The sequence below is a fragment of the Mesorhizobium sp. WSM4808 genome (genome assembly GCF_055811675.1).
Genome location: NZ_JBVVQX010000010.1, coordinates 25,715 through 43,536, shown reverse-complemented (window position 1 = coordinate 43,536; position 17,822 = coordinate 25,715). Strand labels below are relative to the sequence as shown.

The 17,822-nt window shown below is 63.5% G+C and carries 12 protein-coding genes; 5 read left to right on the top strand and 7 right to left on the bottom strand.

Features of this window, described 5'->3' with window-relative positions:
- Window positions 1-97: 97 nt before the first annotated feature.
- The 3 genes from rpoD to AC0L2U_RS18880 form a co-directional block, all read right to left on the bottom strand.
- Entirely contained in the window at window positions 98-2,119 is a 2,022-nt protein-coding gene (gene rpoD, locus AC0L2U_RS18890; RefSeq protein WP_013530149.1) for an RNA polymerase sigma factor RpoD, read from the bottom strand.
- 422 nt (window positions 2,120-2,541) lie between these two features.
- Complete coding sequence (gene dnaG / locus AC0L2U_RS18885) at window positions 2,542-4,476, bottom strand: DNA primase (protein ID WP_292679765.1); 1,935 nt, start codon at window positions 4,474-4,476, stop codon at window positions 2,542-2,544.
- Between the two features lie 136 nt (window positions 4,477-4,612).
- Window positions 4,613-4,993 carry an RcnB family protein gene (locus tag AC0L2U_RS18880; RefSeq protein ID WP_292700397.1) on the bottom strand — a complete coding sequence of 127 codons (381 nt, stop codon included), beginning with the start codon at window positions 4,991-4,993 and terminating at the stop codon, window positions 4,613-4,615.
- Window positions 4,994-5,380: 387 nt separating this feature from the next.
- Here AC0L2U_RS18880 and AC0L2U_RS18875 point away from each other — a divergent pair, with 387 nt between their 5' ends.
- Window positions 5,381-7,045: a Na/Pi cotransporter family protein gene (locus AC0L2U_RS18875; RefSeq protein WP_127809616.1), complete on the top strand. Its 1,665-nt coding sequence runs from the start codon at window positions 5,381-5,383 to the stop codon at window positions 7,043-7,045.
- A 148-nt stretch (window positions 7,046-7,193) separates the two neighbouring features.
- Complete coding sequence (locus AC0L2U_RS18870) at window positions 7,194-8,378, top strand: MFS transporter (RefSeq protein WP_127326287.1); 1,185 nt, start codon at window positions 7,194-7,196, stop codon at window positions 8,376-8,378.
- A gap of 6 nt (window positions 8,379-8,384) precedes the next feature.
- On the opposite strand, the gene AC0L2U_RS18865 is transcribed toward AC0L2U_RS18870, so the two are convergent.
- Window positions 8,385-10,571 carry a heavy metal translocating P-type ATPase gene (locus AC0L2U_RS18865; protein ID WP_473602465.1) on the bottom strand — a complete coding sequence of 729 codons (2,187 nt, stop codon included), beginning with the start codon at window positions 10,569-10,571 and terminating at the stop codon, window positions 8,385-8,387.
- Between the two features lie 105 nt (window positions 10,572-10,676).
- Here AC0L2U_RS18865 and AC0L2U_RS18860 point away from each other — a divergent pair, with 105 nt between their 5' ends.
- Window positions 10,677-11,093, top strand: a complete 417-nt coding sequence (locus tag AC0L2U_RS18860) for a MerR family transcriptional regulator (protein WP_473602464.1) — start codon at window positions 10,677-10,679, stop codon at window positions 11,091-11,093.
- A gap of 249 nt (window positions 11,094-11,342) precedes the next feature.
- On the opposite strand, the gene AC0L2U_RS18855 is transcribed toward AC0L2U_RS18860, so the two are convergent.
- Both AC0L2U_RS18855 and katG read right to left on the bottom strand, forming a co-directional pair.
- The gene (locus tag AC0L2U_RS18855; protein WP_473602463.1) at window positions 11,343-11,810 is read right to left on the bottom strand and encodes a GNAT family N-acetyltransferase; all 468 of its coding nucleotides are present in this window, start codon (window positions 11,808-11,810) and stop codon (window positions 11,343-11,345) included.
- Window positions 11,811-12,082: 272 nt separating this feature from the next.
- Window positions 12,083-14,278 carry a catalase/peroxidase HPI gene (gene katG / locus AC0L2U_RS18850; RefSeq protein WP_473602462.1) on the bottom strand — a complete coding sequence of 732 codons (2,196 nt, stop codon included), beginning with the start codon at window positions 14,276-14,278 and terminating at the stop codon, window positions 12,083-12,085.
- 263 nt (window positions 14,279-14,541) lie between these two features.
- On the opposite strand from katG, the gene AC0L2U_RS18845 reads away from it, so the two are divergent.
- Window positions 14,542-15,495 carry a hydrogen peroxide-inducible genes activator gene (locus tag AC0L2U_RS18845; RefSeq protein ID WP_473602461.1) on the top strand — a complete coding sequence of 318 codons (954 nt, stop codon included), beginning with the start codon at window positions 14,542-14,544 and terminating at the stop codon, window positions 15,493-15,495.
- Window positions 15,496-15,514: 19 nt separating this feature from the next.
- Here AC0L2U_RS18845 and AC0L2U_RS18840 read toward each other — a convergent pair whose 3' ends face one another.
- Window positions 15,515-16,228: a DNA helicase gene (locus AC0L2U_RS18840; protein ID WP_473602460.1), complete on the bottom strand. Its 714-nt coding sequence runs from the start codon at window positions 16,226-16,228 to the stop codon at window positions 15,515-15,517.
- A gap of 578 nt (window positions 16,229-16,806) precedes the next feature.
- Between AC0L2U_RS18840 and AC0L2U_RS18835 the strand changes: the two genes are divergently transcribed.
- Window positions 16,807-17,781 (top strand): hypothetical protein, encoded by a 975-nt coding sequence (locus AC0L2U_RS18835; RefSeq protein WP_473602537.1) that lies wholly within the window; start codon window positions 16,807-16,809, stop codon window positions 17,779-17,781.
- Window positions 17,782-17,822 lie beyond the last annotated feature (41 nt).

Genomic DNA, 17,822 nt, shown 5'->3' with positions numbered 1-17,822 from the left:
ACCGAATTATCCTCCCGAAGGGCCTCGCCCGCAAGAGTGCGTCCCACAACAAAAAAGGGCGCCATCGGCGCCCTTGAACTTTTTGCATCGGTAAGTCTCAGCTATCCAGGAAGCTGCGCAGCTTGCGCGACCTGCTCGGGTGCTTGAGCTTGCGCAGCGCCTTGGCTTCGATCTGGCGGATACGCTCGCGGGTGACCGAGAACTGCTGGCCGACTTCTTCCAGCGTGTGGTCGGTGTTCATGCCGATACCGAAGCGCATTCTGAGCACGCGCTCCTCGCGCGGCGTCAGCGAGGCCAGCACGCGCGTGGTGGTCTCGCGCAGATTGGCCTGGATCGCCGCGTCGATCGGCAGGATCGCCATCTTGTCCTCGATGAAATCGCCCAGATGCGAATCCTCCTCGTCGCCGACCGGCGTTTCGAGCGAGATCGGCTCCTTGGCGATCTTCAAGACCTTGCGCACCTTTTCGAGCGGCATGGCAAGCTTTTCGGCCAGTTCTTCCGGCGTCGGTTCGCGGCCGATCTCGTGCAGCATCTGGCGCGAGGTGCGCACGATCTTGTTGATCGTCTCGATCATGTGCACCGGAATACGGATGGTGCGCGCCTGATCGGCGATCGAACGCGTGATCGCCTGCCGGATCCACCACGTCGCATAGGTCGAGAACTTGTAGCCGCGGCGGTATTCGAATTTGTCGACCGCCTTCATCAGGCCGATATTGCCTTCCTGGATCAGGTCGAGGAACTGCAGGCCGCGATTGGTGTATTTCTTGGCGATGGAGATGACGAGGCGCAGATTGGCTTCGACCATTTCCTTCTTGGCGATCGCCGCTTCGCGCTCGCCTTTCTGCACCTGATTGACGATCTTGCGGAATTCCAGGATCGAGATCGCCGTTTCGGTGGCGAGGTTCTGGATCTCGGCGCGCAGGTCCTTGATCGCATCCTTCTCGTTCTTGGTGAATTCCTTCCAGCCGCGCGAGGTCAGATTGCCGATCGAGCGCGTCCAGTTCGGGTCGAGCTCGGAACCCTGATATTCCTTCAGGAACTCTTCGCGGCGCACGCCGTAGCTTTCGGCCAGCCTGAGCAGCTTGCCTTCGTTCTGCACCAGGCGCTTGTTGATGTCGTAGAGCTGCTCGACCAGCGCCTCGATGCGCGCCGTGTTGAGCGACAGCGACTTCACCGCCTTGATCAGCTGGTCCTTGAGCTCCTTCAGCCGGCGGTCCTGGCTGGGCGACAGCGTGCCGGCGGCGGCCAGACGGTTCTCGACCTGCTGGTCCTGCAGCTTGCGCAGCTTTTTGTAGGTGTCGGCGATAACGTCGAGCGTCTCCATCACCTGCGGGCGGAGTTCCGCTTCCATCGCGGCCAGCGACAGGCTCGCTTCGTCCTCGTCTTCGTCGTCGTCATCCGTCAGCCCACGCGTATCGGCGCCGACATTCGTGATGTCGTCTTCGTCGTCGCGCGAACGGCGCGGCTTGTCCTCGACCTTGGCTTCCTCGACGCGCTCGACCACCGGCGCCTGCTTGGCCTCGGGGCCGGCATAGGTGGCTTCGAGATCGATGATCTCGCGCAGCAGGATCTTGGATTCGTTGAGTTCGTCGCGCCAGATGATGATGGCCTGGAAGGTCAGCGGGCTTTCGCACAGACCCGCGATCATCGTCTCGCGGCCGGCCTCGATGCGCTTGGCGATGGCAATTTCGCCCTCGCGCGACAACAGCTCGACCGAGCCCATCTCGCGCAGATACATGCGCACCGGATCGTCGGTGCGATCGGTCGGTTCTTTCTTGGTGGTGGTGGCGGCGACCGCGGTGCCGGTCTGCTCAGCCAACTCGTTGGCGTCTTCCTCGGCATCGGCCGCGGTGTCGGCGGCCTCGGGCTCCTCGCCCTGCTCGTCGTCCTCGACCACGTTGATGCCCATGTCGGACAGCATCGCCATCGTGTCCTCGATCTGCTCGGAGGTCACTTCCTCTGAGGGCAGCACCGAATTCAGCTCGTCCATGGTGACATAGCCGCGCTTCTTGGCGGCCTTGATCATCTTCTTGACAGCATCATCGGAAAGGTCGAGCAGAGGGCCATCGGTGGCGCCTTCGCGTTCGGTTTCGACCTCTTCCTTTTCCTTTGTCGCCATAGTCTTTATCTTCTCCTAGCGGCCGAACTTCAAAGCCGCGTAAGCTGTCGGACCAGTCAAATCGGATGCGCTCGCTTATGAAACGCGCTTCACCGGGCCAGTAACTGCATCAACTCGTTTCGTTTGGTGTATGTCGTTGCCCAAATCGGTTTCCCCTTTTGGGCGACATGCATTAAGTCCAGATTAACCCTGATATCTGTGGCAGGCGGGCTGCCTGTCCAGTGACCAGTACCTCACATCGCTTATTTCCCGTCGACGCGGGTTCGGGTTAACGTTTCGAATCGTCCTGATTCCGCCAATCTGCCAGAAGGTCAAGCGCCTCTCGCATGATTCGCATGAAAAAAGCGAATCAATTACCCGACTTAGCCCGTTACGCGCCATTTGGACGCGCAACGACGCTTTCTCAATTCACTCGCTTCCAACTAAGCTCGCCCAGCCCTGCCCGAGGAGACGCCAAACCCTTCGATCAGCGCTTCCGTGGCCTGCACATCCTGGAATTGCGCCTGAATTTCGATCAGATGCCGGTAGTTTTCGTCTGTGGGATCGGTGGCGAGCGCCGCTTCCGCCTGTTTCAGTTCCTTATGTAAGGTGCGCGCGCTGCGCTGCAAGTGCAGCGCCTGGCTGAAAGCATCGCGGGCATCTTCAAGGGCGGCGGTCTCCAGCGCCGGCCATTGCCGCATCCGCCGGATCAGCCCGACGGCCCGCTCCCAGATCTCGGCGCAGCCAGCGCGTTCGATCGTCGCAATCACCGCCTGCCGGTCATTGGCCATGTCATGCGCCATCGCATCTAGGATTGCCGCATGCAGCCGCCTCAGGTCGGAGTTGGCGAGATCGAGGAACTCGATATGGGCGAAATTCTCGTCGATCAGCGCCGGATGGTTGATCAACGCGACGATGATCGTCGCCTCGCGCACCGACATCCCCTCGCCGCCGCGTTTGACCAAAGCCGACTGGCCGAGGCTTTCGGTGATCGCAATGCGGCCGCCACCGCCTTTGGCGAACTGCCCGCCGGGCGCGGCCGTCTTGCCCTGGCCCTGTTTCCAGTCCTGCCGACCTTGACGCCCACTGCGCTGCGAGCCGAAGAAGCTGAGCACACGCTCGCGCATCTCCTGCTGGTAGTGGTAGCGCAGGCTTTCGTCGCGGATGCGGCTGGTCAGCTCGCGCAGCGTCTTCTCGAGTTCGGCCCGCCGCTCCGGCGTATCGAAGACGCCGCCCGCCGTCTCACGCATCCACAAAAGGTCGACCAGCGGCCGCGCCTCGGCCAGCACGCGACGAAAAGCATCCGGTCCTTCGGTCTTGACCAGATCGTCGGGATCCTTGCCTTCCGGCAGCAGCGCGAAGCGCGCCGAACGGCCGGCCTGCACAGATGGCAGCGCCATATCGGCGGCCCGCCACGCTGCCTTCAGCCCGGCCTTGTCGCCGTCGAAGCACAGCATCGGCTCCGGCGCCATGCGCCAGAGCAGTTCGAGCTGGTTCTCGGTAAGCGCGGTGCCGAGCGGCGCCACGACATTCTCGAAGCCGGCCTGCGCCAGTGCGATCACGTCCATATAGCCTTCGACGGCGATGACCGTGCCGCCCTTGGCCAAGGCCTTGCGGGCGCGGGCGAAATTATAGAGCACATTGCCCTTGTGGAAGAGCTCGGTGTCAGGCGAGTTCATGTATTTGGCCAGCGCGTCCGGCTGCAAAGCACGGCCGCCGAAGGCGATGATCTTGCCCCGGGAATCCGGAATCGGGAACATGATGCGGTCGCGGAACCAGTCATAGGAAACCGGGATGTCGTCACCGTGGCGCACCAGTCCACAAGCCTCGATGTCGGCCTTGGGCACGCCCTTGGCGGCGAGATGCTCCTTCAGCGCATTGCGGCTGTCGGGCGCAAAACCGAGCCGGAACGATTGCTGCGTCGCCGGCGTCAGTCCGCGGTCGCGCAGATAGGCACGCGCCTTGGCGCCTTCCGGCCCCTGCAGCCGTTCCTGGAAGAAGGCGGTGGCCATCTCCATGACGTCGGTCAGGCTGGCGCGTTCCTTTTCGCGCCGCTCCTCCTGCGCATCGCGAACCGGCATCGGCACACCGGCCATGTCGGCGATCTTTTCGACCGCTTCGGGAAAGCTCATCCCGTCGAGTTCGGTAAGGAACTTGAAATGATCGCCCGAAACAGAACAGCCGAAACAGTGGTAGCGGCCCTTTTTGTCCTCGCAGTGGAAGGATGGGCTCTTCTCGCCATGAAACGGGCAGCACGCCCAATAGTCGCCGCGTGGCGCGTTGGTCTTCTTGCGATCCCACGCGACGCGCTGGCCGATAACCGATGAAATCGGCACGCGGTCGCGTATCTCGTCGAGGAAGGCGGGTGGAAAGCGCATCGGGGAACTCGTTTCCCGATTATATAATCATACCCGCGAAATCCGACGACCCTTAATGCGGGCCATACCCGGTTTCCACAGGCAAAAGAGGCAGCCGTTGCGGGCCGCCTCTTTCCAATATCCGCCTGGGGAGCGATCAGTGCGCGGCAAGCGCGCCGAAAATGACGCCGGAGAGCACACCGACCAACACATAGTCGTTGCCGACGCGGATCCATTCCTGGCCGCGGCCGGGACGATGCAGGCCATAGCGGCCGTAGTCGCGGATCGGCTGGTGCTGTCTCCAGCCTGAATATTTGTGGCCGTTGCGCCAGTTGTTGCGCTTTGCGATGACCTTCTTATGGAGGACGCGCTTCTGGATGAAGCGCTTCTTGACATCCCTGTTGGTGGGCTTTTGCCAGTCGACCTGGCTGTAGTTCGACTGCGGAGCGTTCGGTGCGTTCAGCGGTGCGGCTTGGCCGGTGAGGGACGTAGCGGCCAGCATCGAGAAAGCGAGTGCGGAAAGGACAATGCGTTTCAAGAGAAGTCTCCTTGGTTGTCGATGCCAGAGGAATAGCGGGCCACCGATGAACCGAAACTGAACGCCTGCATCACAATTGTGTAATGATTTCCTCTATTTACCGAATAGTGCTGAACATAATCGCAAAGGCAGGAGCCGGTCGCGCTGCCAACTTGGCCTATCCGTTGCTTCGCGCCCGCCCAGCAATGCAACCATTTGCGCGTCCGTCCATTTTCCGACACCGCCCGTCGCGCGGCAACGGCCCTTGAAATCGACAAGATTTTATTATCCGGCTAAAATATTCGAGCTATTATAAGCCACCGCCATGAACATGATTCGTACCCTCGTTTTCCCTTCTGATCGCCACGCCAAACAGGACGCGCATCCTGTTTGCATGCGGGGGACGAAATGAGCGGGTCCGTCGTCCTTCTGCATCTGGCCGGCGCCGTGGCGCTGATGCTGTTTGCCACCCGCATGGTGAAGACCGGCGTCGAACGCGCCTATGGCGACGTGCTGCGCCATCGCCTGCGCGCCACCATGCGCAATCCGATCATGGCGGTGCTGGCCGGCACCGGCCTTGCGATCGCCCTGCAAAGCTCCACCGCCGTCACGCTGCTGGTCGGCTCCTTCGCCGGCTCCGGCATCGTCTCGGGCGCCGCGGGCCAATTGGCAGTGCGCGGCGCCGAGATCGGCTCTGCACTGGTGGTCAAGCTGCTGACCTTCGACCTCACCTTGCTGGTGCCGCTGTGCCTGATCACCGGCACGGTCATGTTCATGGCCACCGAGCGGCGCGACTGGCGCCAGACCGGCCGCATTCTGGTCGGCATCGGCCTTTTGATCCTGTCGCTGGAGATGATCGGACAGGCGTCTGAGCCGCTGCGCAACAGCCAGCTCATGCCGGTCATCATCAACTACTTCTCGACCGATTCCATCACCGCCTATCTGCTGGCGGCGCTGATCACCTGGCTGTTCCAGTCGAGCATCGCGGCGGTGCTGTTGATGGCGACGCTGGCAGGCCGCGGCCTGATCACGCCTGAACTCGGCGTCGTTCTTATCCTCGGCGTCAACCTCGGCTCCTCGATCATCGCGCCGATGCTGACCCGCTCGTCAAGCCCCGAAGTGCGCGTCGTACCGATCGGCAATCTCCTGATGCGCGGGCTTGGCTCGCTTGTCATGCTGATCCTGGTCATGATCTTCAGGCCGCACTTCGCCTTTCTCGGTTCGACGGCGGCGGACCAGATCGTCAATGCGCACATCCTGTTCAACGTGCTGGTCCTGCTCGCCGGCCTGCCGCTGGCAGGGTTCGTCTACCGCGCTTCGGAGAAGATCGTCGCACTTGGCACCAAGCCCGTGCCGGCCGCCTCGCTTGACATCGTCGAGCTGTCCGCGCTCAACGAAAGCGCGCTCGACGTGCCGAGCCAGGCGCTGGCCAATGCCACCCGCGAGGTGGTGCGGGTCTGCGAGACGATCGAGATCATGCTCAAGCGCATCATCGAACTCTATGAAAGCGCCGACGCCGACAAGATTAAAGCGCTGGCCGCACTCGACGACCGCGTCGACCGCAAGCACGCCGCGATCAAGCTCTACCTCGCCAAGTTGACCAGGAACGCGCTGACCGAGGACGAGGCGCTGCGCTGCCAGGAGCTGATCGGCGCCTGCGTCAAGCTGGAGCAGGTCGGCGACATCATCGTGCGCAACATGCTGGTGCATGTGAAAAAGAAGTTCGAGCGCGGACTGGAATTCACCGACGAGGGCTGGGCCGAGCTGTGCGCCTTCCATAGCTCGGTGCTGGCCAATGCGCGGCTTGCCTTCAACGTTCTGGTGTCGCGCGATCCCGAGACCGCCCGCCAGTTGGTGCTGGAAAAAGACCGGCTTCGCGACCGCGAAAAAGAAACCAGCGCCAGCCATTTCGTGCGCCTGCGCGACGGCACTGCCAAGAGCGTCGAGACCAGCTCGATCCATCTCGACACCATCCGCGACCTGAAGCAGATCAATTCGCTGCTGGCCTCGATGGCCTATCCGGTGCTCGAAGAGCGCGGTCTGCTGACTGGATCCAGGTTGAAGGCGAGCTGAGAAGCAGCCGATCTCCCCCCTCGTGAGGGAGATTGGCGCTTCATCGCCTCGCGCCCCCACTGAAGAAAACCTAAACTCGCGACAAAAATTTCTGGATTGCCCGCGACGCTCATCCGTGGTTTGAGGCCGTTCCAGCTAAGGCTTCCCCATGTCGCTTCCGCTCATCGCCCTGTTCATTGCCGCCTTTGCTTTCGGCACCACTGAATTCGTCATTGCCGGCGTGCTGCCGCAAGTGGCGGAGGGGCTCGGCGTCTCGGTTCCCTCGGCCGGCTATCTCGTCTCCGGCTATGCCTGCGGCATCGCCATCGGCGGTCCACTGCTGGCGCTCGCCACCAAGTCGCTGTCGCGCAAGAGCCTGCTGCTCGGCCTCGCCATCGCCTTCACCATCGGCCAGGCGGCTTGCGCGCTGGCGCCCGACTTCACCTCGATGCTACTGTTGCGCATTGCCGTGGCGGTCGCGCATGGCGCCTATTTCGGCGTCGCCATGGTCGTCGCCGTCGGTCTCGTGCGCGAAGACCAGCGCGGCATGGCTGTCGCCGTCATCCTGTCCGGCCTCACCGTCTCCAACGTCATCGGCGTGCCGGCCGGCACCGCGATCGGCAACATCTGGGGCTGGCGCGCCACCTTCTGGGTGATGTGCGCGCTCGGCGTGGCGGCAACGCTTGCCATGGCAGCCCTGTTGCCGCGCACCACCGGCTCATCGGCCAGGCCCGCCGGTTTCGCCCGCGAGGTCCGTGTGCTGGCCCGCCAGCAGGTCTGGACTTCGCTGATCCTGATGCTGATGCTGATGATCGGCCAGTTCGGCCTGTTCACCTACATCACCCCGACACTGCTGGAGGTCACCGGGCTCGACGAGAACCTGGTGCCGTGGGTGCTGCTGCTCAACGGCGTCGGCGCCACGCTCGGCGTCTTCCTCGGCGGCAAGCTGTCCGACTGGAAGCTGATGCCGTCATTGATCACCATGCTGGCCTTGCAGGCGGTGACGCTGGCCGTCATCTACGCCGTCAGCCCCTATCCCCTGCCGATGGTTGTGGCGATCGTCGTCTGGGGCGGCCTCAACTTCGCCATCGGCACACCGATCCAGACCCGCATCCTGGCCTGGACGGCGGACGCCTCGAACCTCGCCTCGTCGCTCATTCCGTCCGGCTTCAATGTCGGCATCGCGCTGGCCGCGTCGTTGGGCGCCGCGATGTTGAACAGCGGCTATGGCTACCGCAGCCTGCCGCTGCTGGGCGCCATCGCCATGCTGGTCGCCGTCGCGGTGGCGCTGGCATCCTATGTCTGGGAAGGGCGCAGCAACGCCACGCCGCCGCTGACGGCTCCGGCGGAATAGACCACTTCACCCGCGCCAGCGTAGGAGACGCATGGCGTTGGCGGTGACCAGCACGGTGGCGCCGGTGTCGGCCAGGATCGCCGGCCACAGGCCGGTGATGCCGGCAATCGTGGTAACCAGGAACACTGCCTTCAAGCCGAGCGCCACGGTGATGTTCTGGCCGATATTGGCCATCACCGCCCGCGACAGTCTTACCATGCGCACGACATCCATGACGCGGCCATGCAGGATCGCCGCGTCCGCCGTCTCCAGCGCCACATCGGTGCCGCCGCCCATGGCGATTCCGATGTCGGCGGCGGCGATCGCCGGTGCGTCGTTGATGCCATCGCCGACCTTGGCGACCTTCAGCCCTTCGCGCTGCAATTCGCCGATGATGCGCTGCTTGTCCTGAGGCAACAGTTCCGCCCGCGCCTCGATCCCGAGCGAAGCGGCGATGGCTTGCGCCGTGCGGCGATTGTCGCCGGTCAGCATGATCGTGCGGATGCCCTCGGCCTTCAGCGCCGCAATGCCGGCCGCCGCATCCGGCCGCGGCTCGTCGCGCATGGCGATCAGTCCTGCCACCACGCCGTCGGCGACCAGCACTGAGACGGTCTTGCCCTGCCCGTTGAGGCTGTCGACGGCGAGGCGCTGCACTTGGGTTATGTCGGCGCGTTCGCCCGCCGCTGGACCGGAGCCGAGGAAGACGGCGACGCCACCGACGCTGCCCTCGACACCTTTGCCCGAGATCGCCTTCGCCGCCAGGGCCGGCGGCACCGGCGCACCATCAGCCTTGGCCCTGTCGAGGATCGCCATGGCTAGCGGATGGCTGGAACCCTGCTCGAGCGCCGCCGCCAGCGCCAGCACGGTGCGTTCATCGCGGCCATAGGCCATGATGTCGGTCACCACGGGCTTGCCCGCGGTCAGCGTGCCGGTCTTGTCGAAGGCCACCGCCGTGACCCGGCGAAACCCTTCCAGCACCGCACCACCTTTCATCAACAGGCCACGCCGCGCGCCGGTCGCAAGACCTGCGGCTATCGCCGCCGGCGTCGAGATGACGAGCGCGCAGGGGCAACCGATCAGCAGGATCGCCAGGCCCTTGTAGATCCATTCGTTCCAGTCGCCGCCAATGAGCAGCGGCGGCAACAGCGCAACCAGAGCGCCGACCGCCAGCACCGCCGGGGTGTAGGTGCGCGAGAAGCGGTCGATGAAGCGTTCGGTCGGTGCCTTGGCTTCCTGCGCCTCCTCCACAAGCCGCACGATTCGGGCGATGGTGTTGTCAGACGCGGCAGCCGTCACGCGAACCCTGAGCACGCCGTCTGTGCTGATGGTGCCGGCAAAGACGGCGTCCGCGACGCCCTTGCGCTTGGGCGTGCTCTCGCCGGTCACCGGCGCCTCGTCGATTTCGCTCGCGCCCTCGATGATCTCGCCATCGGCCGGGATGCGGTCGCCCGGCCGCACCAAGATGACGTCGCCGACCACGAGATCTTCGGCGGGAATCTCAGATGTGCCGCCCGCCCGCTCGACCAGTGCCGTCTTCGGCACCAGATCGGCAAGCCCCTGGATGCTCGCCCGTGCGCGGCCGGCGGCGACACCTTCCAGAAGTTCGCCGATCAGGAACAGCACCACCACGGCGGCCGCTTCTTCCGTGGCGCCGATCATCACGGCGCCTATCGCCGCGATGGTCATCAGCATCTCGATCGAGAACGGCGTGCCGGCCAATGCCGCCATCAGCGCGCGCCGCGCGATCGGCACCAGGCCGACCAGCAGGGCGGCAAGGAAGACCCAGCGCTCGGCCGCAGGAAGAAGATGGCCGATACCGTAGGCGGCAAGAAGCGCTGCAGCGCAAGCCAGCGTCAGAGCTGCCCGGCGGGTGCGCCACCACGCCTGCCCAGGCTCGGCATGGCCATGATCGTGGCCTTCATGGTCATTGGGGACGTGATCGGCGTGCGCCCTGTCTGAGATCGGCGATACCTGCGCCTCGGCCTTGACGATGCCATAGCCGAGCCTTGCCACCTGTTGCAGCACCTTGTCTTCCGGCAGCGCGCCGCCGTGGCTGACCGTCATGCTGGCGCCGGTCACCGAAACCGAGACATCGGCGACGCCGTCGAGGCGACGCACAGCCGTATCGATCTTGGCCGCACAGGAGGCGCAGTCCATGCCGCCGATCTTGAACCGTGTCTGCCCGATTGGTTCCTGCTTGAGGGGAGCCGTCATCACATCACCTGCCTGTCTTGCCCGCGCGGCGTCGCCGTATGGTCTTGAATGCTGATGTCAGGCATTGTAATTGCTCTAGTGACTAGAGCTTCAAGAGGCAAATTCATGTTTTCCATCGGTGATCTCTCGCGCCGCACCGGGGTCAAGGTGCCGACCATCCGCTACTACGAGCAGATGGGCCTTGTTGCCGCACCCGAGCGCTCGGAAGGCAACCAGCGCCGCTATTCCAGGCAGGAGCTGGAGCGGTTGGCCTTCATCCGCCACGCCCGCGACCTCGGCTTCGCCGTCGAGGACATCCGCTCCCTGATCGACTTGAGCGGCCACCCCGAGCAGCCCTGCGGCCACGCCGACAAGATCGCCGAGGAGCAACTGATCTCGGTGCGGGAAAAGATTGCCCAATTGAAGCGGCTCGAGGCCGAGCTCGAGCGCATCGACACGTGCTGCAATGGCCAGACGGTCGGCGACTGCTACGTCATCCGCGCGCTATCGGATCATGCGCTGTGCGCCGATGAGCATGGTTGAGAGGTTCGAAGGACAAACTTACGCGTCAAAGTCGGCGCCGCCCCTCATCTGGCTGCCGCCATCTTCTCCCCGTAAACGGGGCGAAGGACGCTGTCATCAATGGTTTCGCCAATCGCCAACGTTGCAGAGATGGCACCGAAGTCGCGACCAGCCCCTTCTCCCCGTTTACGGGGAGAAGATGCCGGCAGGCAGATGAGGGGCGGCGGCGAGTTCGAAATGAGGGGGTGAACTCAATCCGACGAGATCGCCCTACAGCTCGATCCGGAACCGCAAGCTCTCCGCCCCGCCATAGGCGGCGTCCTCGAAAAAGCGTTCGACGAGCTTGCCGCCATTGGCCAGGATCACCTTGTGCGAGGCCGGATTGCCCGGCTTGGCGGTGACCTCGACGTGAGCCAGGCCGACCGCCCTCGCCTCCTCCAGCATCAGCCGCAGCGCCTCGGTGGCGTAGCCACGCCGTCGCTTCCACGGCACCACCGCATAGCCGATATGACCGAGCACATGCTTCGGCAATTCCGCCGTGCCCTTCTGCCAGCGAAAACCGATCGAGCCCGACGCCTCGCCATCCCAGATCCAGCGGCGGAAGCCCGGCAGGCGCGGCACCTTCTTGCCGTCGGGCAAGCTGATCGCGCCACCCTTGCCCTGGGGATCGTCGAGGTCGGCAAGAAAGGCCACGGGATCCTTTTCTATGGCCGCGAGCTGCTCGCGCGTCGCCTCCATCAGCCGCACATTGTCAGGGGACTAGCCGCGTTCGAGCGCCGCCCTGTAGGACGGCAGATGTTCAAGTGCGGGTTTGACGATTTCGATCATGGTGCACCGGCGGAGACACGACACCGGCAAGATAGCATCCCTGCCCGGGAAGGCACGGTCCACCAAAGCGCAGTCTCTTACGGCAAGGGCCGCGCTCCCATCACTGGAAACACGGCCCTGGCGTTGGGTCCTTGGGAGGACTGGCGATCCGGCGCCGCAGCACCGGAGCGCCTTTAGCAATCTCAGGCGATGTCGAAGCGGTCGGCGTTCATCACCTTGGTCCATGCCGCGACGAAATCCCTGGTGAATTTCGCCTTGGCGTCCGCCGACCCGTAGACCTCGGCAAGCGCGCGGAGCTGGGCGTGCGAGCCGAAGATCAGGTCGGCACGGGTGCCGGTCCACTTGACCGCCTTGGTCTTGCGGTCACGCGCCTCGTAGACTTCGTCGGAGCCGGCGGCCGGGTCCCAGACCGTGTCCATGCTGAGCAGATTGACGAAGAAGTCGTTGGTCAACGTACCCGGCCGGTCGGTGAGCACGCCGTGCTTCGACCTGGCCGTGTTGGCGCCGAGCACGCGCAGACCGCCGACCAGAACCGTCATCTCGGGCGCGGTCAGCGACAGCAATTGCGCGCGGTCGACCAGCATGGCCTCGACCGACATCGGCTGCTTGCCCCTGACATAGTTGCGGAAGCCATCGACTTTCGGCTCGAGCGCGGCAAAGGAATGGACATCGGTCTGTTCCTGTGAAGCATCCATGCGGCCCGGCGTGAACGGCACCTTGGTTTCGTGACCGCCGTCCTTCGCCGCCTTCTCGACCGCGGCGACACCGCCGAGCACGATGAGATCGGCCAGCGAGATCTTTTTCCCGCCGGTCTGTGCCGCGTTGAACTCCGCCTGGATGGCTTCCAGCTTCGCTAGCACCTTCGACAGTTCCGCCGGCTGGTTGACGTCCCAATCCTTCTGCGGTGCCAGTCGGATACGTGCCCCGTTGGCACCACCGCGCTTGTCGGAATTGCGGAACGTCGAGGCCGAGGCCCAGGCAGTCGAGACCAATTCGGAGACCGAAAGGCCCGATGCGAGGATCTTCACCTTCAGCGACGCAATGTCCTGCTGGCCGACCAGTTCATGGTCGACCGCCGGGATCGGATCCTGCCAGATCAGCTCTTCCTTCGGCACGAGCGGGCCGAGATAACGAACGATCGGACCCATGTCGCGATGGGTCAGCTTGTACCAGGCGCGGGCAAACGCGTCGGCGAAATGGTCCGGATGCTCATGGAAGCGCCGCGAGATCTTCTCGTAGGCCGGATCGGCCCGCAGTGCGAGATCGGTCGTCAGCATGGCAGGCGCGCGGCGCTTGGACGGATCGTGGGCATCCGGCACGGTCCCGGCACCGGCGCCGCCCTTCGGCGTCCACTGATGCGCGCCGGCCGGGCTCGTGGTCAGTTCCCATTCGAAGTTGAACAGATTGTCGAAGAAGTTGTTGCTCCACTTGGTCGGCGTCGTGGTCCAGGTCACCTCGAGGCCCGAGGTGATGGCGTCGCCTGCAATGCCGGAGGCGTGCTTGCTCGACCAGCCAAGGCCCTGCGCCTCGATGCTCGAGCCTTCAGGCTCCGCGCCCACCAGCGAGGCATCGCCGGCGCCGTGCGTCTTGCCGAAGGTGTGACCGCCGGCGATCAGCGCCACGGTCTCCTCGTCGTTCATGGCCATGCGCGCGAAGGTCTCGCGGATGTCGCGTGCCGAGGCCAGCGGATCCGGCTTGCCGTTCGGCCCTTCCGGATTGACGTAGATCAGTCCCATCTGGACGGCGCCGAGATGGCCCTGGAGTTCGCGGTCGCCGGAGTAGCGCTTGTCGTCGAGCCACTTGGTTTCCGAACCCCAATCGACGTCCTGTTCGGGTTCCCAGACGTCGGCGCGGCCGCCAGCAAAACCGAAGGTCTTGAAGCCCATCGATTCCAGCGCGACGTTGCCGGTGAGGATCAGCAGGTCGGCCCAGGAGATCTTGCGGCCATATTTCTGCTTGACCGGCCACAGCAGCCGGCGCGCCTTGTCGAGATTGGCATTGTCCGGCCAGCTGTTGAGCGGAGCAAAACGCTGCTGGCCGGCCCCGGCGCCGCCACGGCCATCGCCGATGCGGTAGGTGCCGGCACTGTGCCAGGCCATGCGGATGAACAGCGGCCCATAATGGCCGAAGTCGGCCGGCCACCACTCCTGCGAATCCGTCATCACCTGGTGCAGGTCCTTGATCACCGCATCGAGATCGAGCGACTTGAATTCCTCGGCATAGTCGAACTCTTCGCCCATCGGATCCGAAAGGTTCGATTGCTGATGGAGAACGCCAAGATCGAGTTGGTTGGGCCACCAGTCACGGTTGCTCCTGCTGGAGGATCCGTGTGCAACGGGGCATTTGCCGGCGCTGGGATCATCGGTCTGTGCGTCCATGTTCTTCTCCGATCGTGGCTGTGTTGAGCTGTTCAACTGCTGCGTGAACAGGGACGTTGGATGTCCCTGGAGGCGGTCCGTTTCATGGCTGGCGCGATGACCATATGCCCGATACGCGACCGAATATGTTGGATGTCCCCTTGCCGCGGGCATGCGCCTCACCAGGCGGTCCCGGCTGCTCCTCATCTTCGTTGCGACTCCTATAGCAAAGCCGCTTGATTAATTTAAGTTGGATTTCCTGATTACAGCGATAAGATGACATTATGACAAACCTGACGCTGAAGCAGTTGCGTTATTTCGAGGCGCTGGCGCGGCACAATCATTTCGGCCGTGCCGCCGATGCCTGCGCGATCTCGCAGCCCGCCATCTCGGTGCAGATCCGGGAGTTGGAGGAAACGCTTGGCACGGAGCTTTTCCAAAGAGGCCCACGTCAGGTCCGGCTGACCAATTTCGGCGAGGAATTCGCCTTGCGCGTTCGCGACATCCTGCGCTCGGTGGATGAGCTGACAGATCTGGCCCGCGCCTCGCGCGACCGGCTGGTGGGACGGTTGCGCATCGGGGTGATCCCGACGATCGCACCCTACCTTTTGCCTGCCATCATCGGCAACCTCGCCCGCATGCATGACGGGCTCGATATCCACGTGCGCGAAACGCAGACGCAGAAGCTGATCCAGGAACTGGCCGACGGCCGGCTCGACGCGGCCATCGTCGCCTTGCCGGTATCGGAAGCGTCTCTGACGGAAATCGTGCTGTTTGCCGAGAACTTCGTGCTGGTCCGGCCCGGCGAGGATGAGGGAAAGCCGGTGCCCAACCGCGAAATGCTGCGCGAGATGCGGCTGCTCCTGCTCGAGGAAGGCCATTGTTTTCGCGACCAGGCGCTGTCGTTCTGCAACATGCATTCGGTGCGCCCAAGGGAGTTGCTGGACGGCAGCTCGCTGTCGACCCTGGTGCAGATGGTCGGCGCCGGCGTCGGCGTCACCTTGATCCCCGAAATGGCCGTGCCGGTGGAGACGCGCTCGGCGGCGGTCTCTATCGCCCATTTCGCCAACCCCCAACCGTCGCGGACGATCGGCATGATCTGGCGCAAGACAAGCCCGATCGCCAAACAGCTGCTGCTTATATCCGAAGTGGTTCGCCAGGCGGCCGAAGCATTGCGCGCGCAGCACGGTTCGGCATCGGTTGCGCACCCTCTGAAGCTGCCGGCAGCGGCCCAATGAAGGCTGGCTGACCGGATCGTCAGCCTGCCGCGTGGAACCGGATTTCGCCCTTGTTGAGGAAGCAGGTCTTGTTAAACAGCGACAGGTCCAGAGCGTTCGGCAACCGCACATCGCCGATATCGGGACATGGCTTCTTCGCCGGATCGTATGACCGATCGATCTGCGAGATGAAGACGAGGATCAATCCTTTGTCGCGGGCAAAGGCCTTCAGCGTGCGAACCTGCGCCATCAGCTCCGGGTTTTCCCGCTTCTGATCGAGCAGTTGCAGATAATCGATCACCACCAGCGTGCCGCGCGGCGCCGAACCCAATGCCTTGACGATATAGGCGGCACTGATGGCGTCGGAATTATCGAATGTGAACTGGTCGTTGAACTGCACCGGGTCCGCCCCGATGGCGCGAAACCGGTCCAGCACATCCCTTTGCGTATATTCGAGCGTAAAGAACACACCGCGATGGCCTGATTTCATGGCTTCGACCGCGAGTTCGAGGCTCATCAGCGTCTTGCCGTGTCCGGGTCGGGCACCGACCAGAACCATATCGCCGGGCGCAAGTTGCGCAAACAGCATGCCGGCGGGCGCCGCCTCGGCTGCCTTGGCTGCAAGCAGGCTCCAGCTGGTGAACCCTTCCTGTGCTGCAACACGGTCGAGCGCTTCGTGCAGCGCAATCTTGCCCTCGCGAGACAAAAGCCTGGCTTGACGCTTGAGATGGTAGATGGGCGCGGACAACTTCATCGCAAAACTTCCTGGTGCGAGCCGTTTTTGCAACCCCTCCTTATGCCAAGTGCTCGAACAGTCGGTTCGGTGATTGGATAGCGCCCTGCATGAACGATGCTTTCCCGGCGGAGGGAGGTGGCGTGGGCCGCGCCAGAATCAGATGATAGCTCAATCCCTGCGGATCGAAAATCGCGGACCTCCAGGGATCAGGCTCCGGACTCGCGCACGATAGGAATTTTTTCTTGACTTCCTGCCCTCAGCTATGGTACATATTTGTCCATGGTGCTGATTTGCGCCAATGACCCGCCGCACAGGCGGGTTTTTCGTTTGATGCTCCGTCAGCCAACGCGCCGAGGGCTCCGAAGGGACCCGCCAACCCGAGTTCGTTGCCCTGCAAGGATGCGAAGACCTCCGCCACAAGCCTGGAGCCAGCATGTCGGCGTAGGCCGTTTGCATGCATCGACCTGCTTTACGGCCCTTCATGCGGGTACGCTAAACAAGATGTGTTTCGCCTGATAATGCGAGGCCATCTATGATCGATTCTCGCGGCAATGCCGCAAGAAATCGCCATTCGCTTCGACAAGGAGAATGATCCGGTGCGGTTGAGATCTGTTCCTCTGGGTGTCGTCGCCAGCCTTCTCGTCGTCATCGCCGTGGCGGTATCGGCCCGATCCTTTGCCGCACCATCTGCCGTTCCAGCCTGGCTGCAGGCTTATGTCGGCGACAGCGACGGCCAGATCTCGCAAATTGTCCTCGAACGAGCCCGCGCGCTTTACCGGAAGAAGGTCGCGCAAGGCGCTGTCAAGAACCCCTGCTACTTCGCCATGGATGCGACACGCCCCAGCGATCTGGGCAATGGCGTGCTTGGCCGCCGCTACTACGTCATCTGCGAAGCCAGCCAATCATTTCGCGCGATTTCGTCAGGCCACGGCAGCGGGCGGAATTTGAAAGGCGTCGTCGATTTTTCAAACGGCAAACGGTGCGCGAAGAACTTCGGCAATGCGATGGATTCATCGTTGACGGCCGGCGGCGCCTATATGACCAGCGAGGCCAAAACCTCGTTCAAGGGCTATTACCGCACCGGCGCGAAGCAGGACGCGGTTTTCCAGCGCACCTTCATCCAGTTCGACGGCGAAGGCGAAGCCGCGAACGCCAGGCAGCGGGCGATCGGCGGTCACGCCGCCCAGGTGCTGCATGGCATGTGCCTGCGCAAAAACCCGAACAGCTCGCACGCCGACCATGACGGCTTCGTGCCGTTCGGCAAGCTGGTGGACTATGCCGGCGGTCGCAGCAATGGCTGCACCAGCTGGTCGCCGGCGGATGCCAAGCGGATCATCCCGATGGTCAAGGACAATCCGACGACGCTCTACATCTACCCGGAATCGCGCGACATCGCCGCGGTCGCAGCCAACCGTTCACAGCCAGGCGCCTACTGGAACGCGTCCTGCCTGAAGGAAATCGGCACACCGAAATTCTGGCCGAGAAAGACCCTTGAGCCGATCATCGCCCAATACAGGAAGGATCATCCGGCACCGCCGCCACAGCCGTTGCCGATCTGCGAAGCGTCTTGAAGTCCGCATCGCGCCGCCGCGTCGATTAAGACGTGCTGCTT